Source organism: Candidatus Poribacteria bacterium (assembly GCA_026706025.1).
In the GTDB taxonomy this organism is placed as follows: Bacteria; Poribacteria; WGA-4E; order WGA-4E; family WGA-3G; genus WGA-3G.
Window position 1 is genome coordinate 117,780 of the sequence record JAPOZO010000072.1, and the last position, 21,524, is coordinate 139,303.

15 protein-coding genes are annotated in these 21,524 nt (G+C 44.6%); all 15 read right to left on the reverse strand.

What is annotated here, in order from left to right; genetic code table 11:
* Positions 1-17 precede the first annotated feature (17 nt).
* Positions 18-2,717 carry an Hsp70 family protein gene (locus tag OXH00_18475; protein ID MCY3743006.1) on the reverse strand — a complete coding sequence of 900 codons (2,700 nt, stop codon included), beginning with the start codon at positions 2,715-2,717 and terminating at the stop codon, positions 18-20.
* Between the two features lie 5 nt (positions 2,718-2,722).
* On the reverse strand, positions 2,723-6,130 hold the full coding sequence (locus OXH00_18480) for a hypothetical protein (GenBank protein MCY3743007.1): 3,408 nt from the start codon (positions 6,128-6,130) through the stop codon (positions 2,723-2,725).
* 49 nt (positions 6,131-6,179) lie between these two features.
* Positions 6,180-6,575 (reverse strand): hypothetical protein, encoded by a 396-nt coding sequence (locus tag OXH00_18485; GenBank protein ID MCY3743008.1) that lies wholly within the window; start codon positions 6,573-6,575, stop codon positions 6,180-6,182.
* A gap of 266 nt (positions 6,576-6,841) precedes the next feature.
* Complete coding sequence (locus OXH00_18490) at positions 6,842-8,758, reverse strand: hypothetical protein (protein ID MCY3743009.1); 1,917 nt, start codon at positions 8,756-8,758, stop codon at positions 6,842-6,844.
* Between the two features lie 14 nt (positions 8,759-8,772).
* Entirely contained in the window at positions 8,773-10,140 is a 1,368-nt protein-coding gene (locus OXH00_18495) for a hypothetical protein (protein ID MCY3743010.1), read from the reverse strand.
* Positions 10,137-10,763, reverse strand: coding sequence for an OmpA family protein (locus OXH00_18500; protein ID MCY3743011.1), 627 nt, complete (start codon positions 10,761-10,763; stop codon positions 10,137-10,139). Before OXH00_18500 ends, OXH00_18495 begins: the two co-directional genes overlap by 4 nt.
* A gap of 36 nt (positions 10,764-10,799) precedes the next feature.
* Complete coding sequence (locus tag OXH00_18505; GenBank protein ID MCY3743012.1) at positions 10,800-12,998, reverse strand: hypothetical protein; 2,199 nt, start codon at positions 12,996-12,998, stop codon at positions 10,800-10,802.
* A gap of 581 nt (positions 12,999-13,579) precedes the next feature.
* Positions 13,580-13,936 carry a hypothetical protein gene (locus OXH00_18510; GenBank protein ID MCY3743013.1) on the reverse strand — a complete coding sequence of 119 codons (357 nt, stop codon included), beginning with the start codon at positions 13,934-13,936 and terminating at the stop codon, positions 13,580-13,582.
* Positions 13,920-14,726, reverse strand: coding sequence for an RraA family protein (locus OXH00_18515; GenBank protein ID MCY3743014.1), 807 nt, complete (start codon positions 14,724-14,726; stop codon positions 13,920-13,922). The genes OXH00_18510 and OXH00_18515 overlap by 17 nt, the downstream gene beginning before the upstream one ends.
* Before the next feature lie 6 nt (positions 14,727-14,732).
* Positions 14,733-15,080: a hypothetical protein gene (locus tag OXH00_18520; protein MCY3743015.1), complete on the reverse strand. Its 348-nt coding sequence runs from the start codon at positions 15,078-15,080 to the stop codon at positions 14,733-14,735.
* A gap of 60 nt (positions 15,081-15,140) precedes the next feature.
* Entirely contained in the window at positions 15,141-15,995 is an 855-nt protein-coding gene (locus OXH00_18525; GenBank protein MCY3743016.1) for a sugar phosphate isomerase/epimerase, read from the reverse strand.
* Between the two features lie 103 nt (positions 15,996-16,098).
* Positions 16,099-16,830 (reverse strand): phytanoyl-CoA dioxygenase family protein, encoded by a 732-nt coding sequence (locus OXH00_18530; GenBank protein ID MCY3743017.1) that lies wholly within the window; start codon positions 16,828-16,830, stop codon positions 16,099-16,101.
* Positions 16,831-16,842: 12 nt separating this feature from the next.
* Positions 16,843-17,907: a Gfo/Idh/MocA family oxidoreductase gene (locus OXH00_18535; GenBank protein MCY3743018.1), complete on the reverse strand. Its 1,065-nt coding sequence runs from the start codon at positions 17,905-17,907 to the stop codon at positions 16,843-16,845.
* A 106-nt stretch (positions 17,908-18,013) separates the two neighbouring features.
* The gene (locus OXH00_18540) at positions 18,014-18,577 is read right to left on the reverse strand and encodes a c-type cytochrome (protein ID MCY3743019.1); all 564 of its coding nucleotides are present in this window, start codon (positions 18,575-18,577) and stop codon (positions 18,014-18,016) included.
* A 140-nt stretch (positions 18,578-18,717) separates the two neighbouring features.
* On the reverse strand, positions 18,718-21,510 hold the full coding sequence (locus OXH00_18545) for a TonB-dependent receptor (GenBank protein MCY3743020.1): 2,793 nt from the start codon (positions 21,508-21,510) through the stop codon (positions 18,718-18,720).
* Between the last annotated feature and the right edge of the window lie 14 nt (positions 21,511-21,524).

Below are 21,524 nucleotides of genomic sequence, written 5' to 3' on the forward strand. Positions count from 1 at the left end.
GGCATCCTATTGTATATTCAAATTTCATTTACAAATTCTGGCTCTCTCCTCTCAACTGTAGATTCATATTCATGATTATCCACAAGTGCCACCACTTTAATTTCCCCATTCTCTTTAACCGCCATTTTCAAACACGCATTCTGTAATGCCTCTCTCGGTATATTCTCAGGTAACGTTAGAGTGTAATCGTCAATGCGTGACAGTTCATCATTTGTTCTAAAACGTTCACGAATATCAATATTAGTTTCTCCTTCACTCAGCAGGATATTCACTCTACCGAAACTTTCGTCAGGAATAAGCCTTCCTTTGGGAATAATTTCTTCAAAAACCAGTTGTCTACCATCGGACTGCATTATACCGATGCTGGCGTGTGTCTTGCGGAAGTTTTTAATTTCAAACCGAACTCTACTCGGTGATGAGTGAGTCATACCGTATTGCGCTGCACCTATTGCGACGCATTCTTTCGGTGAATCGCTGAGTTCGATATCAATATCATCGGTTTGGTATTCCTGTTGGAAGTGGGTTGTCATCATCTCCTTAACCATGGGCATTTTTGATGATTGACCTGCAAGTATCACGATTTCAGGCAGGTGTCCACCATTTTCTCTAATCATAGCGTCAATATCAGCAAAGGTCTGGCGTAATTCATTGGCAACAAGTGAATGTAATTGTTCTTTTGAAATACTTACGTTAATGTCCCCTCGGGTAAGATTTTCAAGCGGGCGGGTATCATTTCCAACAATCACGTTCAAAGGAAAGTCACGGTTTGCTTCATCTTCATCGCTTAGTTCTTTTTTCAATTCCTCTGCTCCATTATACAAACGGGACGTGTTAAATAGTTTTGCTCTATCCTCTCTTTGATCTCCTAAACTTTGCCATATTTCTCTCGGACTTAGGTATGGGATCTTATAACGAAGATTTAAACTTTCTCTTTCAATTCGTTGTCCAAATTCAGCCAACACAAAGTCAACAATTGCCTGAGTTACATCATCACCACCATATTTGGGATTTCCGCCGTGTGCAAGCGGTTCAATTGTGATTTCGCGACCATTATTGGTTACTTGTGAAAGAACGATATCGATAGTCCCACCGCCGAAATCATAAACCAACAGTCTATAATCGCCTTGTTGCCTTCGTTGAGAAATAGCCCCGAGTGAAGCCGCCGATGCTTCATCAATGAATATAAGATCGGTGATCCCGACTTTTTCAAACGCCTGTTTTATGTCTTCTTGTTGTTTTCTATTAAACATTGTCGGATAGGTAATCACACATTTTTTAATTCTTGATCTTGTTGAGAGAGTGTCCAAGTGTTCTTCGGCACGTTGAATAATATGTCTGAGTATATCAGCAACTACATCCCTTGGTTGCAATTCCAGATTGTTAGGAAATTGGCGTCTCCAGTTATATCCTAACCACCTTTTTACGGAACTGATGTAGTAAGGACCATCAATTTCGCTCGTGCGAGCGGTCTCTGCTCCATAACCAACTTCGTATACATCCCCATTTGTAGGCTGACTGTGATAGATAATTGAGGAAGGTATGATATTCAAAGGATCTTCGCTGTTCAATTGGATAAGTTGGAAAACATCTTCAGCCCCAAAATAAGCACAACACGAACTCGTTGTGCCAAAATCAATAGCGAGGTAATGCGGGTACGCTTCCAGTTCTTCAACATTTACATTCAGGCCCCCTTCATATGTTGGATCATCCCCACAATTGGAGTTTATAGTAAAGTTAACAGGATAAGTTTTGGGATCAATACCAATGGCAGAAACCTGTATTTCAATATTATGGTGTTCTCCACCTTCAATATTTATAGGGAACTCAAGGTTTGGCAGCTGGACTAATTTGGAAGGACCGTTGAATACAATATTCCGAATTGTCAACGGACGTTCGCCTCTGTTCTCAAGCGTTAAGGGATGTGTTTTCTCGCGATCCTGTGTGATGTCCAGGTTCATTGGTGGCACGAACAGTTTTGGCGGTTCTGGTTCTATCTCTCTTCGGATGTGAACTTGTTTGTCAATAGGTTGGGAAAAGCCACGGAGTTCAAAACTTAGTTTTACTACATTTACTTCGTCGCTGAGTTGGTTGCAGTCAATCTCCAAACGGACTTTTTTCAACGCGTTGTTTTTTTCATGGAGGCTTTCAAAATAACCAACGCGAAGAATTGATCCGCCTGTGATTTTAATATTGGTGATATAAAATTTACCCTGTAGCACTTCAAGGTGGAGGTCTTTCGTCACCTTTTTCGTTCCTCTCCGATAACGAACCTCTATAGGATTTGGGGGCAGTTTAAATTCAGGACGTAATGAAGCCTCAAGACGTAGTGATTTTTCGCTTTCAAAATTCGATGGAGCATCTTGAGCGCGCACAGTAATGGTTTTGGGATTTTGTGCTAATTTTGCGGGCTTTACCTGAATCGGCACTGCATGGAATTGACCCGCCTCAACCTCAAAAGGACTGTCATTCGCTTGTGGAAATAGAATTGTGTCATCCCTTGTCGTTTGAATCGGATGGAATGTAATCGGATAGGCACCGGTGTTTTCTACGAGAATAGCAAAGGCATGGATATTCGCACCGCTATCTGCGTAAATCAACGGCTCTTTTTCCCATCTCACCGAGAAATCAAAGACTTTACAACCACAATAACCACAATGTTTATCATGCGAATGAATTACCCAACCGACATTGCATTTTGAACAGATAGGGTCAGCCATACTCGCTACTCCTTCTTCCGAGTGCCTTTACGCTGCAATGTCTGTTTCACATCCACATCTTTAACCGAGAATCCTGTAGAAGGCTGTTTCTCCTGTTCATCAGTTTTAGGCTGTGGTTGCTGCTCTGCAGGAGACTCTTCGCCCGTCGTGTCCTCTGCGGAACTGTGTTCCGTTTCAGGTGTTGCCTCAGACCACTGATATTCATCTGTAGTCGCATCTGGTGTGCTGTGTTCTGATAGTGAGTCTTGTGGTGGTCCCGCATTATCTTGGTTAAATGATCCAGTATCAATCTCGCTTTCCTCGGAAGCAGCTTCTTCATAAGAATCTGAGCCTACTGGTGCGTTTGTAGCATTTCCGTTGCCGACATCTTGGGATGATGTTGAAGGTGCGTCGTCCGATGCTTGGGATGGAGTTTTCTGATGTATTTGGGGCGGTGGCTGGAAAAAGGTTGACCCCGATATTGAGTCAGAACCGGTATTATCTATAGAAGCATCCTCAGAGTAGACATCATCTAAAAACCGACGGAAAAATTGACTTATATTTGCGTGTTCATTGTTGTCTTGAATTTCCCTCAACAATGAATCAATAAGTTTCTCAACCTTTTGACGGTTTAGCTGCGTGAAACATGAACGGACTGCATTGATAAATTTGTTATACTCAACTTCATTTTTCTTCTGCGAAAACCTTTTAATTCCATCCGGATCATTATGCAAGTCGAGTCGCTCGGATAATCCATCAACGTTATATTCATAAACATATCCGTTCTTAGTCTGAAAAAAAACACTGGCAAATGCATCTTCTTTTATCTTCTGACATATTTCAGGAACGATCCTTCCTAAAGCACGACACCATTGTTGTAGTTTTTGGATTTTGTCGTATAGCTCAAGGTTATAAAAGTCGGCATCCTTATGAGTTGAATGTCCATATTCCCCTGGAGTCTGCCGGCATTTATCAGCAAGTGTTGAGTGAGAAACCAAGTCATCTAAGGCAAAACCTGCTTCCTCTTGATAGAAAAAAAGGAGATGATCCACAGAAGAGGGACTTATTTCAAACAAGAATCCTTTACCACTTAAACTGTTGTTTAAGTCAGTTAAAGCCTTCCCTATGTGTCCGAAGATAATATTTGGTGAATCCTCAACGACAAACGGTATGTACATAGGGGTGAACATTTGATATGGGTTTGAGCGGCCGGCAAGATTCTGGATGTCGGAACTTCCTGAATCTAAAAGTTCCTGAGCCTTTGTAACCACATCATTAACTTGAATTCGATCTAATGATAGTTGTCGGTAAGTTTCAGTCATCTGAGTGATTATGTCTGCCTGTTCTTTTCCTAAAAATGTAGCCATAGATTCTCCGCGGAGCAATTCAATACCTTCATCTGATTGGGCGATCTGGTGGCTCAGTGTCGATGCATCTATATCAATTCGATTTTCTGAGTTATTCGCAACAATTTTCACACATTCAGATCTTGGTGGATTGATAGCTTCATTACGTTCGCTCTTGAATTCCTGAAGGCAGTTATTTAGATTCGCTTCTATCTGATCCAATCGCTGTTTAATGGTTCGACGACGGTTCGGTTCACCTCCATCCATCGGGGTTACTCCAAAACCGAGGTCGGTGCGAATTTCTTGTAAAATCGGTTTTATGAAATGATTCCGAACTGACTCATAGAAACTTGTTGGACTTCCGATAATCAAACTACAATACCCCTTAACCATGTTATCGCGATGTGCTTTAACCGAATCATCCCGAAGAAAAATAAGTTTCAACCAAAGATTATTATCCGCCCTCTCCATTCGGGAAAAATCCAATTTATCTAAATTTAAAGTCGGCATCCGATCAGGGCAATTTTGTATAGAGTTTTCTATCTTTTTATCAAGCGTTTCAAAGAACATCCTCACATCGCCCAAGCCCCACGTTCCCTCAAAATCAATACTTCCTAATTGATTGTTCAAAGTTTGTTCAATCGCCTCGCTAAGTGCCTTTTTGCACTCAGGCACTTGCATATTCATCAACTCAACATACTCTCCACCTTGCTCAAATTTCTTTCTGAATGAATCCCCGATTGGAAACTCCTCCATATTCCGATTTAATTGATTGGATGAGATTTCTGTATTGAGCCATTGCTTCCTGGCATTTGCAAGATGTGTATCAATGCGACTCTTAATTGATGATTGTCCATCTGGGCTGGTTAATGTATCTATATTCGCGTTTAGAATCCGATTCCATTCCGTTTCTGCGTCTTTTACAGTCGTGGCTTGAGGGATGTGTGATTCTAGCCAGTTATTACATAATTTTTCGCCGATTGAACAAGCAGCAGCACTTGCGATGCGATATTTGGGATACCATACAGCAGTTAATCCAAAACTCGCCATATATCGTATCATTGTGCGGATTTCGCCTTCTCTCACAGGTTTTAAGGTCCCAAAATCAGCATGAGCTGTATAATTGGTGCGGATTGCATTTTTCACTCCACCTGTGTCTGCAGCAGATTCAGCAAAAAGATTCAGTGCTACCATCAAGTTCAGACCGTGTTCATCAAAGTCACCAGCCCCTGTTGAGAATTGGTTGCCCGCAATTTTTCCGCTGGGCGATACAAACAGCGTATAATCAAACGGCTTTTCTCGCATATTCTTAATCTGCCGCCCATCTGGAAAAGTTATATCATAAGTTGTTTCCTGATGATGATAGTAATTTAACTCCGAAAGGCTTGCATAACAATTGGCTGAACGTATGTTAAACATAGCATCTGGTCTCGCAGCATGGTTCTCGTCGAACATTGTAAAAATGCCATTAATTCTTGATTTATCGCCATAGGCACTGAGAAGGTATCGGAAAAAATATCCAACATCAATAAGCATCCCACTACAGGAACCACCGCAGAGAGACCCTAGCACATAAACTCTGATGGAGCCTGTATCGTCAAGGGGATGTTCTGCAATTTTTTTACGTTCTGTTAGAATATTGATCGCTTTCCGTTTCGTAGCGGGTGCCATAATAGCACCGATCGCGTTGGCAAATGTAGCTTGGACATCAGACCAGTTTTCCCATAAACACAATCTACCTGCCATACGTATATTTGAAGCTCCATCCATAAAACCGCCTGCTTCAATTTTCAAGAGTTCAGGATCTAGCCAGTCCACTAAATCTGGGTTGTGCAGCGGTTCTCCTGGAGTCAACTTAAGTCGAATCGGACTAACGTTTGGAATCGTTGCCCTTATAAGATTGATTCGTTCATAATCATCCATTTGATTTGTATTTTGCACATTCACTTCACCATGTGTCTCAATGGCAATATAGCGGAAAAGTGGTAGCCCCGCGTGTCCGTATTCTTCAGACATAAGTTCACGTAATTTTACTAAAATTTCCTTCCCGGTTGTTCCGAGGCCAACAAATATTGTAGGTGTAATCATCGCATGCTCCTCCATATTTAGTTAAAGATTCCGTTAACATCAGTTTTCATCACTTCTTTTTTGGATTAAGAGATTTACCAACTGGTTTTGGAGTCGGCGCGTCAGTGTTCTTTTTTTCTTTATTTTTCTTTAACAGTGTATACAATAAACAGACATTAACAAGCATAATCACTATATAGAATAACAGATAAAGTACTGTATACAACCCTTCAGAAAATCGGTTATGTGCTCTGTCCCAAAGCCAGATTAGAAGCACCGTTCCACCGAGTATATGTATAAAAAGTGCAATTCCCCACGCTATTGCTGCCGCACGCTCAATACTTACTTGGTTCTTAAATAGATGACCAAGTCCACATGCAATTATCCATACAAAAGAATAACCAATGAAGTAGACAACTGCTGGCCAAACCAACGGATCTCCAAAAAAATCAGCGATGCTTTCCATTTAAACCCCTTTTCCTTTATTAGCAGTAGTTTCCTAATCTCTGTATTATGAAAGTTTTTGAATCGTGTGTTCATAAAGTACCATGAACAGAAAAAAATTACTATAAATATCCCATAGCGTTACAGAGCCATTCAGTTTTCGATTTTCCATCGATTTTAGATAAGGCATCGTGACTGAGAGACCGCCCCTACAATGAAAGATTTTGAGCGAAAGATCAAAATTACCAGAGAACTGAATACCTCAGTATAGTGTTATGTTTTAATTCCTCATACATCAAGGGGATTGGTATCAGAAGCGTTATTCGACCAAATAATAGGTTCATCATCGTCCTCTGGTTTGTTAGAAGTGTTATCCACTATCTCACAGTTAATACGGATCTCATCATCGTCATCACCTTGATTTAACATTAGTATTTCGGGTAAATCTAATATCCGTCCTTCATCGTCGTCAGCATCTGCAAATAGCAGTAAATTTTTCTTATCGCAATATAAAAAAGCCTCACTACCAATATCAAACTGCAATTCATCAGGACCCCGAGGACCAAATTCAAGTGTCATTTTATTTTTAAGCATAAAATATGCTTTCTCACCCAACGGTGTACCTGCCTGGCTGACTTGAGTCAACCCAATGTGATGGGCAATTTGATACGGAATTAAACGGCGAATTAAAAGAAAAAGAATTACACTTAAAATCGGAATAAGGAACACCCACAGCAGCCACATCGGGAAGCCGCTGCCACCACCTATCAGTTTATAAGGAATCTCAATTGTCGCAGATTTAGTTTCATTTTCATATTTATAGTCTATTTCAAGGACAATTTTGTTGCCGCGCCAATCCAATCGGTCTCGTTTAGGCACTACCATGCTAAAAGGTTCGCCTAAACGTTCACCTACTTTCGGTACAGTAACGTCACAAAGTTTTCGCCCATCTTTGTATTGGACCTGACAACGAAGTTGATCTATCCTAAAAGCCTTTTTGTTATAACTTTCGCTCTGAACAGCAAGACCAACATGGTATGTGTCTTCCGAAAAGTTCAGATTCAATTCCTTTGTCTGCTGTTCAGAATTATCCAAATTAGACACATATATACTATCAATCCTCGGTGTATATTTGATAGGTTGGGGTGAATGGATTTTGTTTTTACCGTTGAAACTGTAGGTAATTTCAAGTTTCAATGCGTTGCCAGGAGCAGCTATTTCCCTATGTGCAGGAAATAGGATGCGGAACTCGAATGGTGGAGGGTTTCCATGAAGTGAAACAGATGGGACTTCAACAACACCAAATGTGTTCTCTTCAGTCACAATCTGAAGCGGTTTGTTAAACTTATCCACAATTTCCACATTGACACTGTCGAGTTTAAATTTAGGTTTCTTGGAATTGTGCGTCTTAACAGTTAAGGTTTCACTGATAAATTTCCCTTCATCATCTCTGTCAAGTTGAATCTCTCGCACTCGTTTTCCTAGTTCTGTTGATGTAGCGAGGAAAATCGAGTCAATTACGTCGCTCTTCTGAAGTTTTCTGACTTGAATTCTAACGTGTTTATTTACAAGCATACTAAAAATCATTGGTGAATGGAACTCATCTTCAATTTCCGCATGTCGCTTTAACACTTCAGATATGCCAGGGTCGCTTTTGCCGCTGTTATCAATATCGCCATCTGTCACAAAGACCCAATAGGTCTCATCGTCCGTGTCACTGTATAAGGCATCGTATACCTCAACTTCTGCGCGCAGTAAGTAAGAAACCATTCCATAGAAGGATTCCCTTAGTGTCATTGAATTCGGTAGCTGCCGTTGAAATTCACTTTTGCTAACTGGTGCTCTATTAATTTTTGTGACTCGCTGTTTTGCATACTCGGCGTAGGTAAGGATGTCGCCACCTTGGTAGAGTGGTTTACCAACGTACGCCGCGTCACATTCCTTGATATACGAATCGTCCATATCACGTAAAGACTGTGAGGTATTTGTGAATAAGAGATTTGTCAAATATTCATTAACACGCCGAATATCCTCGGATTCCATATAGACCTTTGTGTTCCTACCCATTTTAAGGCTCACCATACTGCCAGACACATCATAAATCACAATGATGTGCTTAGCAACCGCTATAGGTGAGAAGAAGATAAAAACAAGCAAACCGCTAACAATAAGTGTGTATCGCGGTACATTTATCAAACGAAGCATAAGCAGTATATCTCCTAATAGTCCCGACAAATGAATCTATCTTTACACAAAACGAATAATTTATCCCCATACTGAATAGGACGCGCAACGGGGGTCGGCGTAGTTGGGTTCCCCATAGATAACGAATGTGTCTGCACGTGATGGATCCGATCAAACTCCCAAACAGTTAATCCCGATGAATGTGCAGAATAAATCCTATTGTCCACGACAATAGATTGGTGTGGAATAAATCTGTGTTTTCCAGTATCGTCTTGAAACTGCTTTGCCGGATAAGATCTCTTGTCGCTATCATAAGTATAAACACCATGACCATATCTGTCGGATAGATACAAACGCTTTCCATCAGTCAGTGGTGGGTGTGTAAAAAGGGCACGGCGACCTTCTAAATGCTGTATTAGTTCGCTATCCATATCCGCTGCTTTGGACAATTGCCCTGAAGTTGGGTCAAAACAGGCGAGACTACGCATGCCGTTGTCGTTTAGTGCTTCAAAATAGACCAAACCGTTGAGCGAAACAGGGGCCGAGAATGACCTGTTTTGGGGAGGGGGACTTCGTCTTTTAAACGGATTTACGCCTATATTGAGGGAAAAAATGCCTCCGTGCTTAGATGTGAAAAATACATATTGACCGCAGAGCGTTGGTGACATCGGTTCGTTTCTCTTGTCAAAGAAATCATGATTGATGTATAGTCCGTTGTGTTTAGCAAGATCAAACAGCAACATACCCCGATTCACACCGGTGATCATTGTCGGTTTGCCATTCACCTTACATTTTAGGGACGCGCATCCGGACAAAGGTTCAATCTGAGCAGCATCAACACCATTTATATCATAAATTAATTTTGTTTTTCCGTCAATAACAGACGTTTTTTGAATTCCACCCGACACAACCGAATACAAATGAAGTCCATGATAGATTGGGGTTGATCCGTAGGTCAACGGTGTGTCAAAGTCAATTCCCCATTGATGATGTAGGCGGACACTGTTCTCTGTATTTACAATCGTGCAAGCTTCAAATCTATTTTCCTTTGAATTTGGCAGGACGAAAAGCCCATCAATTACGAGCATCCCCGGCAAGTTTTCGCTTGTTTCTATCGGGGGTGTATTCACGACCCCTGAATTTAACCCAAGATTGATATCCACCGAGTCCACGGAAAACGTCGCTGTGCGTTGCGAATTGCCCGATGCCATATCCCATTGCGCAGGTTTTTTTAACTCTTGGCTACATTGCGTGCAATAACGTGCAAACGCGCGGTTCCAATGCCCCTCAGTACATTGAAAAGCGAACTGAGAGCATTTACTGCAGTATGTAGTTGTCCCTGCTACTTCTGGTGATAGTAAATTGCATGTCGCGCTTTCGTTTGTATAAGGGCAGGCGTTCACTGGATTTCCTCCGTTTCGGAATAGACTAAAACAATCTCAATTCTACGGTTTTTTGGATGTCCATACTTAGGATGATTTTGTGCAACAGGATGGTATTCACCATAACCTGTTGCCGTTAGTGTCCGTGGATTAATGCCGATATGATCAACGAAAAGTCGTAAGACAGCAATTGCCCGATCCGACGACAATTCCCAGTTCGATCGGTTTGGAATTATAATCGGAACATTATCTGTATGACCTTCAATTTGAATACTTTTATACAATTGCCCCAATTTCTCGTCCGTTTTATAATCCTGCAATAACTCACCCACAGCTGTCAATATATTCCTTCCCTCCTGTTGCAGGATCGCCTTATTCGTTTCAAATAAAATTTTATCGCTGAACGTAAATCTTTGTAAGTTGCCATCCCGCACAATTGCAATAGTACCTTGTTCTATCTCATTTGGAAATTCTTCTGCAAACGCTTTCTCTATCGTATCTTGCTTTTTCTCCATTATGATTTTTTGGATCAATTTGCTATTAGAGACAAATTGAATGAAGAGAAAGAACAGAAAGATGAGCAGCATCGCAATGGATACATCGGTAAAAGCGGGCCAGACGTTCAACACAGAATTTTGCTGCATGCGCAGATTCATCCAATATCTCTCCAGACTTTATTTTTACTTTCGATTCCCTAAAAACCAGCGGCGAGTGCCTGATCCTGACTGGGTTATTGTGTCGTTCAATGCATCTATTTTCTTACCGAGCTCATCAAAATTCTGGGTGAGCTGTTGCAACATTTTTTCCGTGTGCTGCTGTTCATCGGATTCTGATTTTGAAAAAACCTGCTGTAGTTGATTCACACTGCTATTTAACGTTTTCATAAGTTCTTGTTGTTCATCTACCAAATCACGCTGTTCTTGTAGGTGCGTTTCAATCTGTCCAAAAACTTTATTCTGTGCTTCAAGGGTAGGTATAATTTGAAATTCACTTAACTCTGATAACCTACTACTCATTTCCTGCTGACTTTGTATCAACTCGGATTTGATTTCCTGAAAGACTCCGTTCTGTTTCTCAAGAGCAGAACGTATCTGCAACTCACCGGACATTTCGCTTATATGACTGGATGTTTCCTGAAGTTCACTCACCACATCTTGTTGATTTTTTACGATGGGTTGCAGCATGGACTCAAGTTGTTCTCCAAAAGTTTTGGTAAGATTCTTAGCATCATCCATGAAACTTTCATGTGATGTCTGCGCCTCACTGATTGTAGTTCTCAATCCTTTACTCTCTTCTTTCAACTCTGATACCATATTTCCCAAACCGTCAAGCAGTGTCTTTTGATACTCTGCAACTTGAGATATGCTCTGATTCGTAGTTCCCTTAAAATCTTTCACCATCGTATCTACAGTGGATTGATGGTTCTCGACTTTGGTCATAAATTTATTTGTTGACGTTTCAAAAGACTCTACTGCAGATTTCGTCTGGTTCTGCAACTTACCGGACATTTCGCTTATATCACTGGATGTTTCACGGAGTCCAGTCACCACATCCTGTTGATTTTTTACGATGGGTTGCAGCATGGACTCAAGTTGTTTTCCAAAAGTTTCGGTAAGATTCTTAGTATCATCCATGAAACTTTCATGTGATGTCTGCGCCTCACCGATTGTAGTTCTCAATCCTTTACTCTCTTCTTTCAACTCTGATACCACATTTTCTAAACCGCCAAGCAGTGTCTTTTGATACTCTGCAACTTGAGATATGCTCTGATTCGTAGTTCCCTTAAAATCCTTCACCATCGTATCTACAGTGGTTTGGTAGTTCTTGATTTCGGCAATAAAACTCTCTGTTGACGTTTCAAAAGACTCTACTTTAGAGTTAAAACCGGTTACAGTAGATTGATGGTTCTTGATTTCGGCAATAAAACTCTCTGTTGACGTTTCAAAAGACTCTACCGTGGATTTAATCAGGACTTGATATTCATTTATCCCTGCTAAACTCTCACGAAGTTCTCCTGGAATTTTATCCAATTCATTTGCAATGACATATTGTTGCTCCAGATATGCATCCCACGACTTCTCTGTTAATTGTTGGATCGACGCTTGCATCCTCCGAACATTATCTTCCGTTGCTAATTTAAATTCGCCAACACTTACTTGAAGTTGATCTATAGAGGATTCAATTGTTGATTCTGGGGCGTGCTTGAAATGGGGAATTATTTCTGTAGTTACAACTGTTTCAAACTGGGTGAGAAAAGCCGAATTTGAAAGACTAAAAAGCCATCCCAAAGCCCCCAAGCCAAGTGATGTTACCAAACCCGCTAACGTCGTTTTAAATGCGGTGCCCATGCCCTTTAGCGTTTCTTGTAGGGCATTTGAAATTTGGGACAGTTGGTCAAGGTCATCAATGTCTTCCAAAAGTGGTTGGACTTCAATAACTGCAGTCGTTAATCCCCACAATGTCCCAACCAAACCGAGGATGATGAGAATGCCGAGAATATAGTTCGATAAACCTGCCTTTCTGCTGGCTACGGCCGCATGAATGTCTCCGAGGACATCGTGATCAATTTCACCGCCGTTCTGCTTAATTTTGACTAAATCACGAATTCGCCGATAAACAATGCTTCCTCTGATGCTTGTACGGATAACCACTGATTTAGCTAACCGGTTGAGAAAATCAGAAGATATAACATCAACACCCTTTCTGATTTTGATTTGAACAAATTTGAGACAGATATATTCGTATCCTAACCGCGCTAAATGCACTCCGTAGTTTATAACGCCAACCCAAAAGAATATCCGAATCCAGTAGACAATCGTTTTACCAGTTGGGTCTTGAAGATTAAAGATTTGATTAAAGACTTTTTGTAATTCGTCCAATTATATTAAACTCCAACTATCAATACCTTCGTCAAAATAGGCTCAATTTATTCACCAAAGCAAAAAAACCTGCCTTTTCATCTCCCCAGCCGCTCAAAATCACACTTTCTAAATTAGAGCAAATTCGGGTGTAATGCGCCGAACCCGGAACAACAAAACCTTGCATTGAGAGTGTAGCGTCAAAATAGATACGCGCCACAAGTCTATCTGATAGGGGAGGTAAGTCCGGTAGCGGTTCTGGTGGGTCTGGGATACCCGGTTTATCGGTGTCACAACCTGTTAGGAAAATAAAAAGGCATAGATAGATGGAGAGCAGCAAAAGACTCGTTTTCCACCTTATTTCTTTTCTTACATCCTCTGTACCGACACATAATGTGCATTGATCTATTTCAATGTTTTAATTATTTAAAAAAATATACCACAGTCCTAATCTGAAAAATAACGATAGCGAATTATATCGTGAAAAGGAAAAATTTGTCAAACAAAAAATCTTGATCCAGATATATTTCGCTTTCTGACTCTCGCTCCATTTTCCGAAAAAACGATGCGCAACCTAACAGGTTATACTACGCTGCTTACAACTATCGGTTTTCGAGTTGTCGGCGGAGTTGCTCTAATTCACGTTCTAATGCCTGCCGCCGCTTCGTCTCTTCTACAGCCCGGGCTTCCGCTTCTGCACGAAGATCCTGTTCTGTTTCCAGACGGAGTTCCGCTGATTCTATACGCTTTTTTGCTGCAGCGTGAAAGTTTCGCTCCTCTATAGCCGTCGTGATCGGAGTGCCGTCGGGCAAACATGGACGTAATAACCGGACATGGCTATGGTGTTGATCTGTCCACCGGAACGACAGGTTTAATGACTCGCTGCATAAGGCACCGCGTGTATCGGAGAGTATCTCAACAATGGTGCCTGAATCGCTGCTTTCACTTCTGATTCTCACGCCATTTTGCGAAATCTGCCTCAATCTCGTCCGACCATTTTCGGTCAATTTCGCCGGGTGTGTACACTCCTTCCCGCAGCCGTTGATGCCCGAACCGGTCTCGCAGGGCGACCTCTTCGCCTTGTTCGACTACTTGTTGTGCGAAATGCGGTGGGATAAAGATAACACCGCCGCGCCTACCTAAAACCACATCGCCCGGTAAGACAGTCGCCTCCGCAATACGGATCGGGATGTTAATACCTGTCAATGTGACATTCGCAATCCCTGTCGGATCCACACCACGCACGAATGTAGCGAAATCAGGTAACTCGTAGATGCCGTCCAAATCTCGGATGCCACCGTCAATGACCATGCCAGTCCCAGTTTTCGCATAGATGGAGTTACCGAGGTTGTCACCCGCGAAAGTCCCGTCCTTCACTTTACCGAAGAGATCCACAACGATGACATCGTCGCGGACGAGCGTATCAATCACCCACGAGTTTTGACCGCCGACGCGTTCCTCTTTTTCGCCTTGTGCCGAGATAGCGTCGTTGAAATCAGGACGGATCGGCACAAACGCACACGTCACCGCTCTACCGACGAGAATCCGGTCTGGATGAAGGTTCATCCAATCACCAGCGAATTGGAACTTATAGTTGTTGCCGTTGAGGACACCCCACGCCTGTTCAATACTGATCGCCTTCATTCGCCGAATAATATCATCGGGAACGCGGGGCCGTCCGTCAGGAAACCGCTCGCCTTCCCACAGATGCGTCATCGCGAGGATGCTCTCTTTATCAATAAGTTGCACGTTGTGTCACGCTCCTATACTTACTTCCGACAATAGTGTGGTGGGCAAATGGGATATGCTTCGGTATTTGCCTTCTCGATAATTCTTAATGGCTTTCTCGGCAAGGGGATCCAGTCGTCCGGCTTTCACGTCCTCCTCAAACTGCTTCTCCCAAGCTTCTTCTTCGGCGACGAGTGCCTCATGAAGTTTTTTTTCCAAGGTTTTCAGGAGTACAGCTTCTGTAGGTGCTTCGCACTTGACTTTTGGAACGTCTGGTATCTGTCCAAGCCAGTTCGCACCGTTTCTTTGGATATGGGCGGTATAGGTCTCCTCAAAAACCTTGTCATGAATGTCAACAGTCTTTATTTTTTTCATGAGTTTCTCCGTAGGCGTTATGGAAAGCAAGTGGTCCTGCCGCCATGAGGTGGTCAACAGTTACAGCCCCGCGTTTTCCCACACCTGATCAAGCGATTCCGCTGTGGCTTTTGCTGCATCGGCGGGTTCCATGCCGTTCACCTTTTGGCTGAAAGGTTCCGGTGTCACAGGTCCATCGTAACCGATCTCTGTCAGGATTTGCATCAATTCGGTGAGTGGGATTACGCCGGTTTCAGCGGGAAGGCATCTGATGTTATCAATCTGATCGTCTGGATCAATTCCGGCAGGTGCATCGTTGATGTGGACGTAAACGACATCCGATGCAGAAAGTTTCCGCACATCGTCAACTGTGGAACGGCAAGTGTACCAGTGCCATGTATCAAAGAGGAGTCCAACGTTCCCTGTACCGACAGCGGCGGCGAGTCCTAACATCGCATCCATTGAGTAGGCGAAGAGGTGTTTAGCACTCTTGCGGCTCGTTGCCGGTCCAATGAACTCAAGCCCGATTGAATGTCCGTGGTCTTTAAGAATCTCGGCGACAGAACGCAACCGTTTGACGGAAAAATCCCAATTCTCCTGATATGTCATATCGTTTGAGGCGGGTCCTACAACAGTAGTTGTTCGATAGCAGCCGAGTTCCGCAGCGAGCGCCGCACGTTCCGGCAATTGCGCTAAACCGGCGTAGTAGTCGGCATCGTGACCGCGCCAGTTGACACCGAAACCCCATCCACCCATGGCAACCCCCGCTTCTGACCAGAGGTCTTTGACGTGTTGGACAGAGTGTTCTTGTGATAGTTGGTTGGCTTCGTCGATGCTTAGGTCGAGACCTTCAAATCCGGCGTTTTTCGCGAGGTCTAAGCCTTCTTTCATATTTGCCCGGATGCCGATTGCACCGGTACTCAGATTTTTAAACATTGTTTCTCCTTCTTTACTTATAGCGGAAGATTGGAAGAAAAGATTAGAAGGTTGGAAGATTGGGGCATCCTTCCATCCTTCCAACCTTCCATTCTAACGCCTTCTATCCTTCCATTCTCTGCTTCTCTTCCGTTAATTTTTCGCCACGTAAAACTTTCGCAGCGACAGCCCACGGATAGTCCTCGTCCTCTGCTTTTGCATCTCGATACGTTGGAATCCAGACCCAACGCTCTTCGCCAGAACGGTTCGGATGGCTGGAATGGAGCGTCAGATCATGAAAAAAGACGGCACCGCCTGCTTCAATCTCTGCTGTGACGGCGAGGTTTTCGTCAACCGCACCCGGACGCAACCGATTCCCGAAGCCGTGTCCGTCACTGGCATCGCCGTCGTGGACAATCGCGGATTTGTGGGAACCCGGAAATAATTTGAGGCACCCGTTTTCAACGGTCGCATCGTCAAGTGCCACCCAGATCGAGACTTTGTGGGCACCGTACCAATAGGACCAATCTTGGTGCCAAGGACTTGCGAACGTCGTTGACTCACTTTTGAAGACCATCTTGTCGCTGAGAAACTCGATATCCGGCGCAAGAATGCCTTCCAAAATATCAAGTAAGCGGGCATCACCGACTGCGGTTTGAAAAACGGGACTCCGCGCAGCCAAACCCACATAAACGCCGTGCCCAGCGACTACCCCAGTCTCCGCTTTAACGGCCTCCAGAATGTCGATGCATTCCGATTTGAGCCGTTGGACTTCGTCTCGCGTGAACAAGTTCGGTGCGATAGCAAAACCGGTTTCTGCGAAATCGTTGCGTAGCGTTGTTATATCAAGGGTCATTTTTTTTAGCCTCTATGGATGGTCAATATGAACTTCACGCCCTGTCTCAGCACTTGCGAGCAGCCCTTCCATCATCTGCTGAACAACAAGCCCATGACGGAGCGGTGCCTTACACGTTACGTCATCTAAGATACATTCGATAAAGTGACCAGCGATAGCATCCCACGTTGACCCATACTTACTCTTTGGAGGCTTCCCATCTATGTCCTCAAATTCACCTTTTTTATCGGTGCGATAAAGTCGCAAGGGGCTCATAGTTGCACCCGCCTCTGTACCGAAGAGCTCAATCTGAAATTCATCAGGTTGGTGTGATGCCCAGAAACTTTCCACCTGCAAGCCAACGCCACCTTCAAAGGTAATAAATCCACCCGCGTAATCATCGGAATCATATTTCTCATAGATCTCTTTAGGTGCTTTCGTCCCCTTCCAATAGCCGAGTCCCCGAGGTCCGAACTTCGCGCCAGCAGCACCTAACACTGCAATTGGCTTTGGTAATCCAAGAATCCACCACGCCGAGTCAAGCACATGGACACCCATATCGCGAAATGCGCCGCCGCCTTTCTGGATGAAACCGAGGTTCCATGCCGGGATACCGCTCCTACGCACGCTCCGTGCCCGCGCGTAATAGAGTTCTCCGAAATAATTATCGCGTGCAAGATTGCCGAGGTATTGACACTCTTTCCCAAAACGCGTGGAGAGCGACATCATATTGACGACACCCGCTGCTTCCGCTGCTGCGACCAATTTTTGTGCCGCCTCCTCAGAATCCGCGAGCGGTTTCGTTACCATGACGTGCTTACCGTTTCGTACTGCTTCCAACGCGATCGGGACATGCCACTGATTCGGCGTGCCGACGAAGACTGCGTCGATATCATCGGCTTTGCACATCTCTTTGTAATCTGTGTAGAATTTGACTTTGCCGGGTAAGTCCTTAGCGAAGGCTTTCATCCGATCTTCAAGTAGATCGCAGAGCGCGACAACATTGCCACGTGGGTTTCTGGCGAGTGCCGCGCCGTTGGGTTTACCGATACCCATACCGACGACGCAGATGCGAACCTGTTTTTTTGCTGATGCCATAATAGTTGTCAGTTATCAGTTGTCAGTTATCAGTTACGTCGTTGACCAAAAAAGATTAAAACGCGAACATTCCGTGACAAGCATCAACCAACTTTCTCCTTTTCAATTATTTTGGTTTACCTTGATGATCTAAGGCAGGATTAACCTCGTTTTTGATCGGCTTAACCGTCCGAAGGTATGCCCAAATTGCTTTCAAATCTTCATCGTTCATCTGCGCGTAGTGCTTCGTCGGCATCGGCGGGAAGATCTTCCGGTTGCTTTCCACACCTTGATGGTGCCCAGTCCGCATCGCTCCGATGAACATCTCCTCTGTCCATTCACCCAATCCAGTCTCTTTGTCAGGCGTCAGGTTTGAGGCGAAACTGGTTCCAAACGCCCCTGAGAAGGCTGATAACTGGGGCGCAGTTACAATAAAAATGCCTTCTCGGATCATACGGAAATTATAACGTGGAGAAGGTTGCCCAGCCGGGTGCCCAGCGAGGTACATATCCATGTCATAGTCGGCACCCACACGCGGCGTATGACAATATCCGCACGCAGCAACCGCTTCTACGAGATATTTGCCACGCTGGACCATATCACCCTGGCTTTCAACAGAACGGATGCTCAACGCAATAATGGCACCGACAAACAGCACCACGACACAAAAGATTAAGAGATTTCGATGCATTCAATAGTTCTCCTTTATTTTTAAATCTCAACCTAATTTAGCATCTTGTGCAAATAGATGCAATAGAAATTACGCAAAAAAAGGCGCGGTTTTAAACCGCGCCTACAGTTACAATTTTTTCAGCGATTATGGCATCCATCCTAAAAACGATAGGATAACTTCGCGTAGTAAAGTCCACCGTTGAAACCGAAAGGTGCCGACCTTCTCGAATACGTGAACACACCGGGGGAATCAACAATGACGTTGCCAACACTATCCTTTAAAGCACCAGTGCGTGACTGACCGATCTCGTTCAAGTCAGGCACCTGATCGAACAGATTGTTCGCACCGATAGTCAACGAAAGCCCTTCGTTCAGTTGATAATTGCTCTGGATGTCGGTGAGCCATTTTCCACCGTAGGTTTGGCGTGCCGGATCGTCACCACTTCCTTCTTGAACAGTGTAGCTGCCGAAATAGCGCAAAGCACCACCGATAGTGAGGTCGCTAACAATGTAATCAGCACTCAGGTTAATCCGCGTGTTCGGCTGCCACTCCTCAATCATGGAACGTTCCTGAGAAGGGAAAAGGGTGTCTTCACGTCCGACGAGGATTTCTGGGGCATCCACATCACCAATAACCTCAGTGTCCGCCCACGTCAATGCAACCTTCAAATTAAGCAAGGATTCGTTATCAAAAGCATGCAAGTAGCCTGCCGCAACATCAACGCCTTGTGTGCGTGTTTGTGCAACATTTGTGAACACCTGTGCGCTGCTTGCCCCTGCTGCGGCTAACTCTGTTAGATCATCAGCACTGAAACTACCGCTCAGGACAATGCGATCATCAATTTGAATCAGAAATCCATCAATGCTAAGCCACATTTTATCGAGCGGTTTCAACACGAAACCACCGGAAACGTTGAATGCGGTCTCCTCTTTGAGTTCAGGAATACCGAGCGCCCGTGCGGCATCGCTGTCATTGCGAAAGGTACCGACTTCAAGTGCTATCAGTTCATCAGTGTTGCCATCCTTATCAATATCGTCGGCATCCACCTTGAATTGTGTACTAATATTGTTGAAGTAGAGTTGTTGCAGTGAAGGTGCACGGAAGCCTGTGCTACCCGCAGCACGCACCGCAACCTGTTTCGTCAAATCGTAGCGAGCCGTCGCTTTTCCCGTGACAGTCGCACCGAAGTCGCTATACTGTTCACCGCGCACCGCTGCGCCGACGAGAAGTCCTGTTCCCGGTTGTCCACTCAGGTAAGATTCAAAGTCCGCGTATCCGGCAATATTGGTTCGGCTTTCGTCCACTTCGTTGTCAGGTCGGAAACCGGGAAAAACTTGGATACCACTCGCGGCACCGTCTACGCCGAGTCCTGCATTAATCCATGAAAGCGGTTCGCCTGCATGGATACCGTAACCTTCTCTGCGGAATTCAATACCACCTGCCAGGTTGATGAGTGAAGACTGATAGTCCAGCGGATAAGTGACATCTAAGTTGAACGCCGTTTGCGAGAGTTCAAAGCCGCCAGCATCTGCGGAGGTTGGGCTGCTGGGACCATAAGAGGCGTTCAGGGAATTGGAAATAAGGAAGTCAAATGTGTTCAACCCGTGATTGATGCTGACATCAACATTCAGGTCAGTCGCCTCGTGCGTCCATGCCATACCTAAGGCGAGAGAGGTATCCCCAATGTCGGTGTTAATTTCTGGCAGGAACCCGTCTGGGTAAATTTCGGTGACGGTTCGCGAGCCCTGATTTGCTCTGCGATAGAAACCCGAACTATTGTTTTGGCGCGAGGAGTGTCCACCAAAAGAGTAGAGTTCCAACCCGTCAGCGAGGGGAAGTCCGAAATTATAGAACCCAACTTTTTGTGTCGAGTCAGCATCTCCGATGCGGAAGTTCTGACGTTCAAAGGTATATTCGCGCGGGTCGAACCAGACCGGTTTCTCACTTACCGTTCCATCATCATTTTCGATTTCGAGCGTGGCATCGGGCAGTCTGCCTTGATCTACATCCACCCAGTCATATTGGCGTTCGCCTGTAAGTCCAGCACGGTTCGTGCGATACCTGTCGCGCCACTCGGCGGTGAGATTCAGGAAACCGGATCCGCCGACTTTCATACCGTAGTTCGCGTTACCGTTCCATGTATCGCCATCGCCTTCGTAGGTTTGTCCCCAATAGATGTCAGCATTGCCTGTATCGACATCGTCTTTGAGCACGATATTGATAACACCGGCAATAGCATCGGAGCCGTATTGCGCTGCCGCACCATCGCGTAGGACTTCAATCCGCTCAATCGCCGCTGACGGAATCGCATTGAAGTCTGTCCCGGCAGTGCCGCGACCCACCGATGTGTTAACGTGCAGCAATGCGCTCTTGTGGCGACGTTTGCCGTTAACAAGCACAAGCGTTTGGTCGGGGCCTAAGCCACGCAGCGTTGCCGGACGTAGCGCATCTGTACCGTCACTAATCGTTGAACTTGAGAAATTGAAGGAAGGAACTAACATCTGAAGCACCCGACCGGTTTCGGATTGACCGGTAAGGCTCAGCTGCTCTCTGTTGACAACCTCTATCGGCACGGGTGCTTGCAGTGCGCTTCTGCCTATACTACGGGTACCCACCACTACAACCGCATCCACGGTTTGGATCGGAGCAAGTACCACCGTCACTTCGGTCTGCCCAGCAGTCGTATTCAGTCGCTTACTTGAAAATCCGATGGCTAATACGGTCAGCGACTGCGCACCTGTCACGTCGCTAAACATAGCGTTGCCAGATGCATCCGTTGTCTGTTCTTGGCTCCCAATCTGTACTCTTGCTTCTGGAATAGCGTTCCCATTTTGATCTTGAACGATTACCGTGAGTGCTTCAGCACTCACAGCCATTGGCATCACTAAGACAATTCCGAATAAAATGGCTACAACGCACCAGAAATACCGCTTATTGTCTGATATTGACATTATAATTTGTTCTC

What these genes read in the sequence shown, in the direction of transcription:
- OXH00_18535 (MCY3743018.1), bottom strand. Translation starts at nt 17,907, where the DNA reads ATGGCATCAGCAAAAAAACAGGTTCGCATCTGCGTCGTCGGTATGGGT.
- OXH00_18540 (MCY3743019.1), bottom strand. Translation starts at nt 18,577, where the DNA reads ATGCATCGAAATCTCTTAATCTTTTGTGTCGTGGTGCTGTTTGTCGGT.
- OXH00_18525 (MCY3743016.1), bottom strand. Translation starts at nt 15,995, where the DNA reads ATGTTTAAAAATCTGAGTACCGGTGCAATCGGCATCCGGGCAAATATG.
- OXH00_18530 (MCY3743017.1), bottom strand. Translation starts at nt 16,830, where the DNA reads ATGACCCTTGATATAACAACGCTACGCAACGATTTCGCAGAAACCGGT.
- OXH00_18475 (MCY3743006.1), bottom strand. Translation starts at nt 2,717, where the DNA reads ATGGCTGACCCTATCTGTTCAAAATGCAATGTCGGTTGGGTAATTCAT.
- OXH00_18480 (MCY3743007.1), bottom strand. Translation starts at nt 6,130, where the DNA reads ATGATTACACCTACAATATTTGTTGGCCTCGGAACAACCGGGAAGGAA.
- OXH00_18500 (MCY3743011.1), bottom strand. Translation starts at nt 10,763, where the DNA reads ATGCAGCAAAATTCTGTGTTGAACGTCTGGCCCGCTTTTACCGATGTA.
- OXH00_18485 (MCY3743008.1), bottom strand. Translation starts at nt 6,575, where the DNA reads ATGGAAAGCATCGCTGATTTTTTTGGAGATCCGTTGGTTTGGCCAGCA.
- OXH00_18545 (MCY3743020.1), bottom strand. Translation starts at nt 21,510, where the DNA reads ATGTCAATATCAGACAATAAGCGGTATTTCTGGTGCGTTGTAGCCATT.
- OXH00_18520 (MCY3743015.1), bottom strand. Translation starts at nt 15,080, where the DNA reads ATGAAAAAAATAAAGACTGTTGACATTCATGACAAGGTTTTTGAGGAG.
- OXH00_18490 (MCY3743009.1), bottom strand. Translation starts at nt 8,758, where the DNA reads ATGCTTCGTTTGATAAATGTACCGCGATACACACTTATTGTTAGCGGT.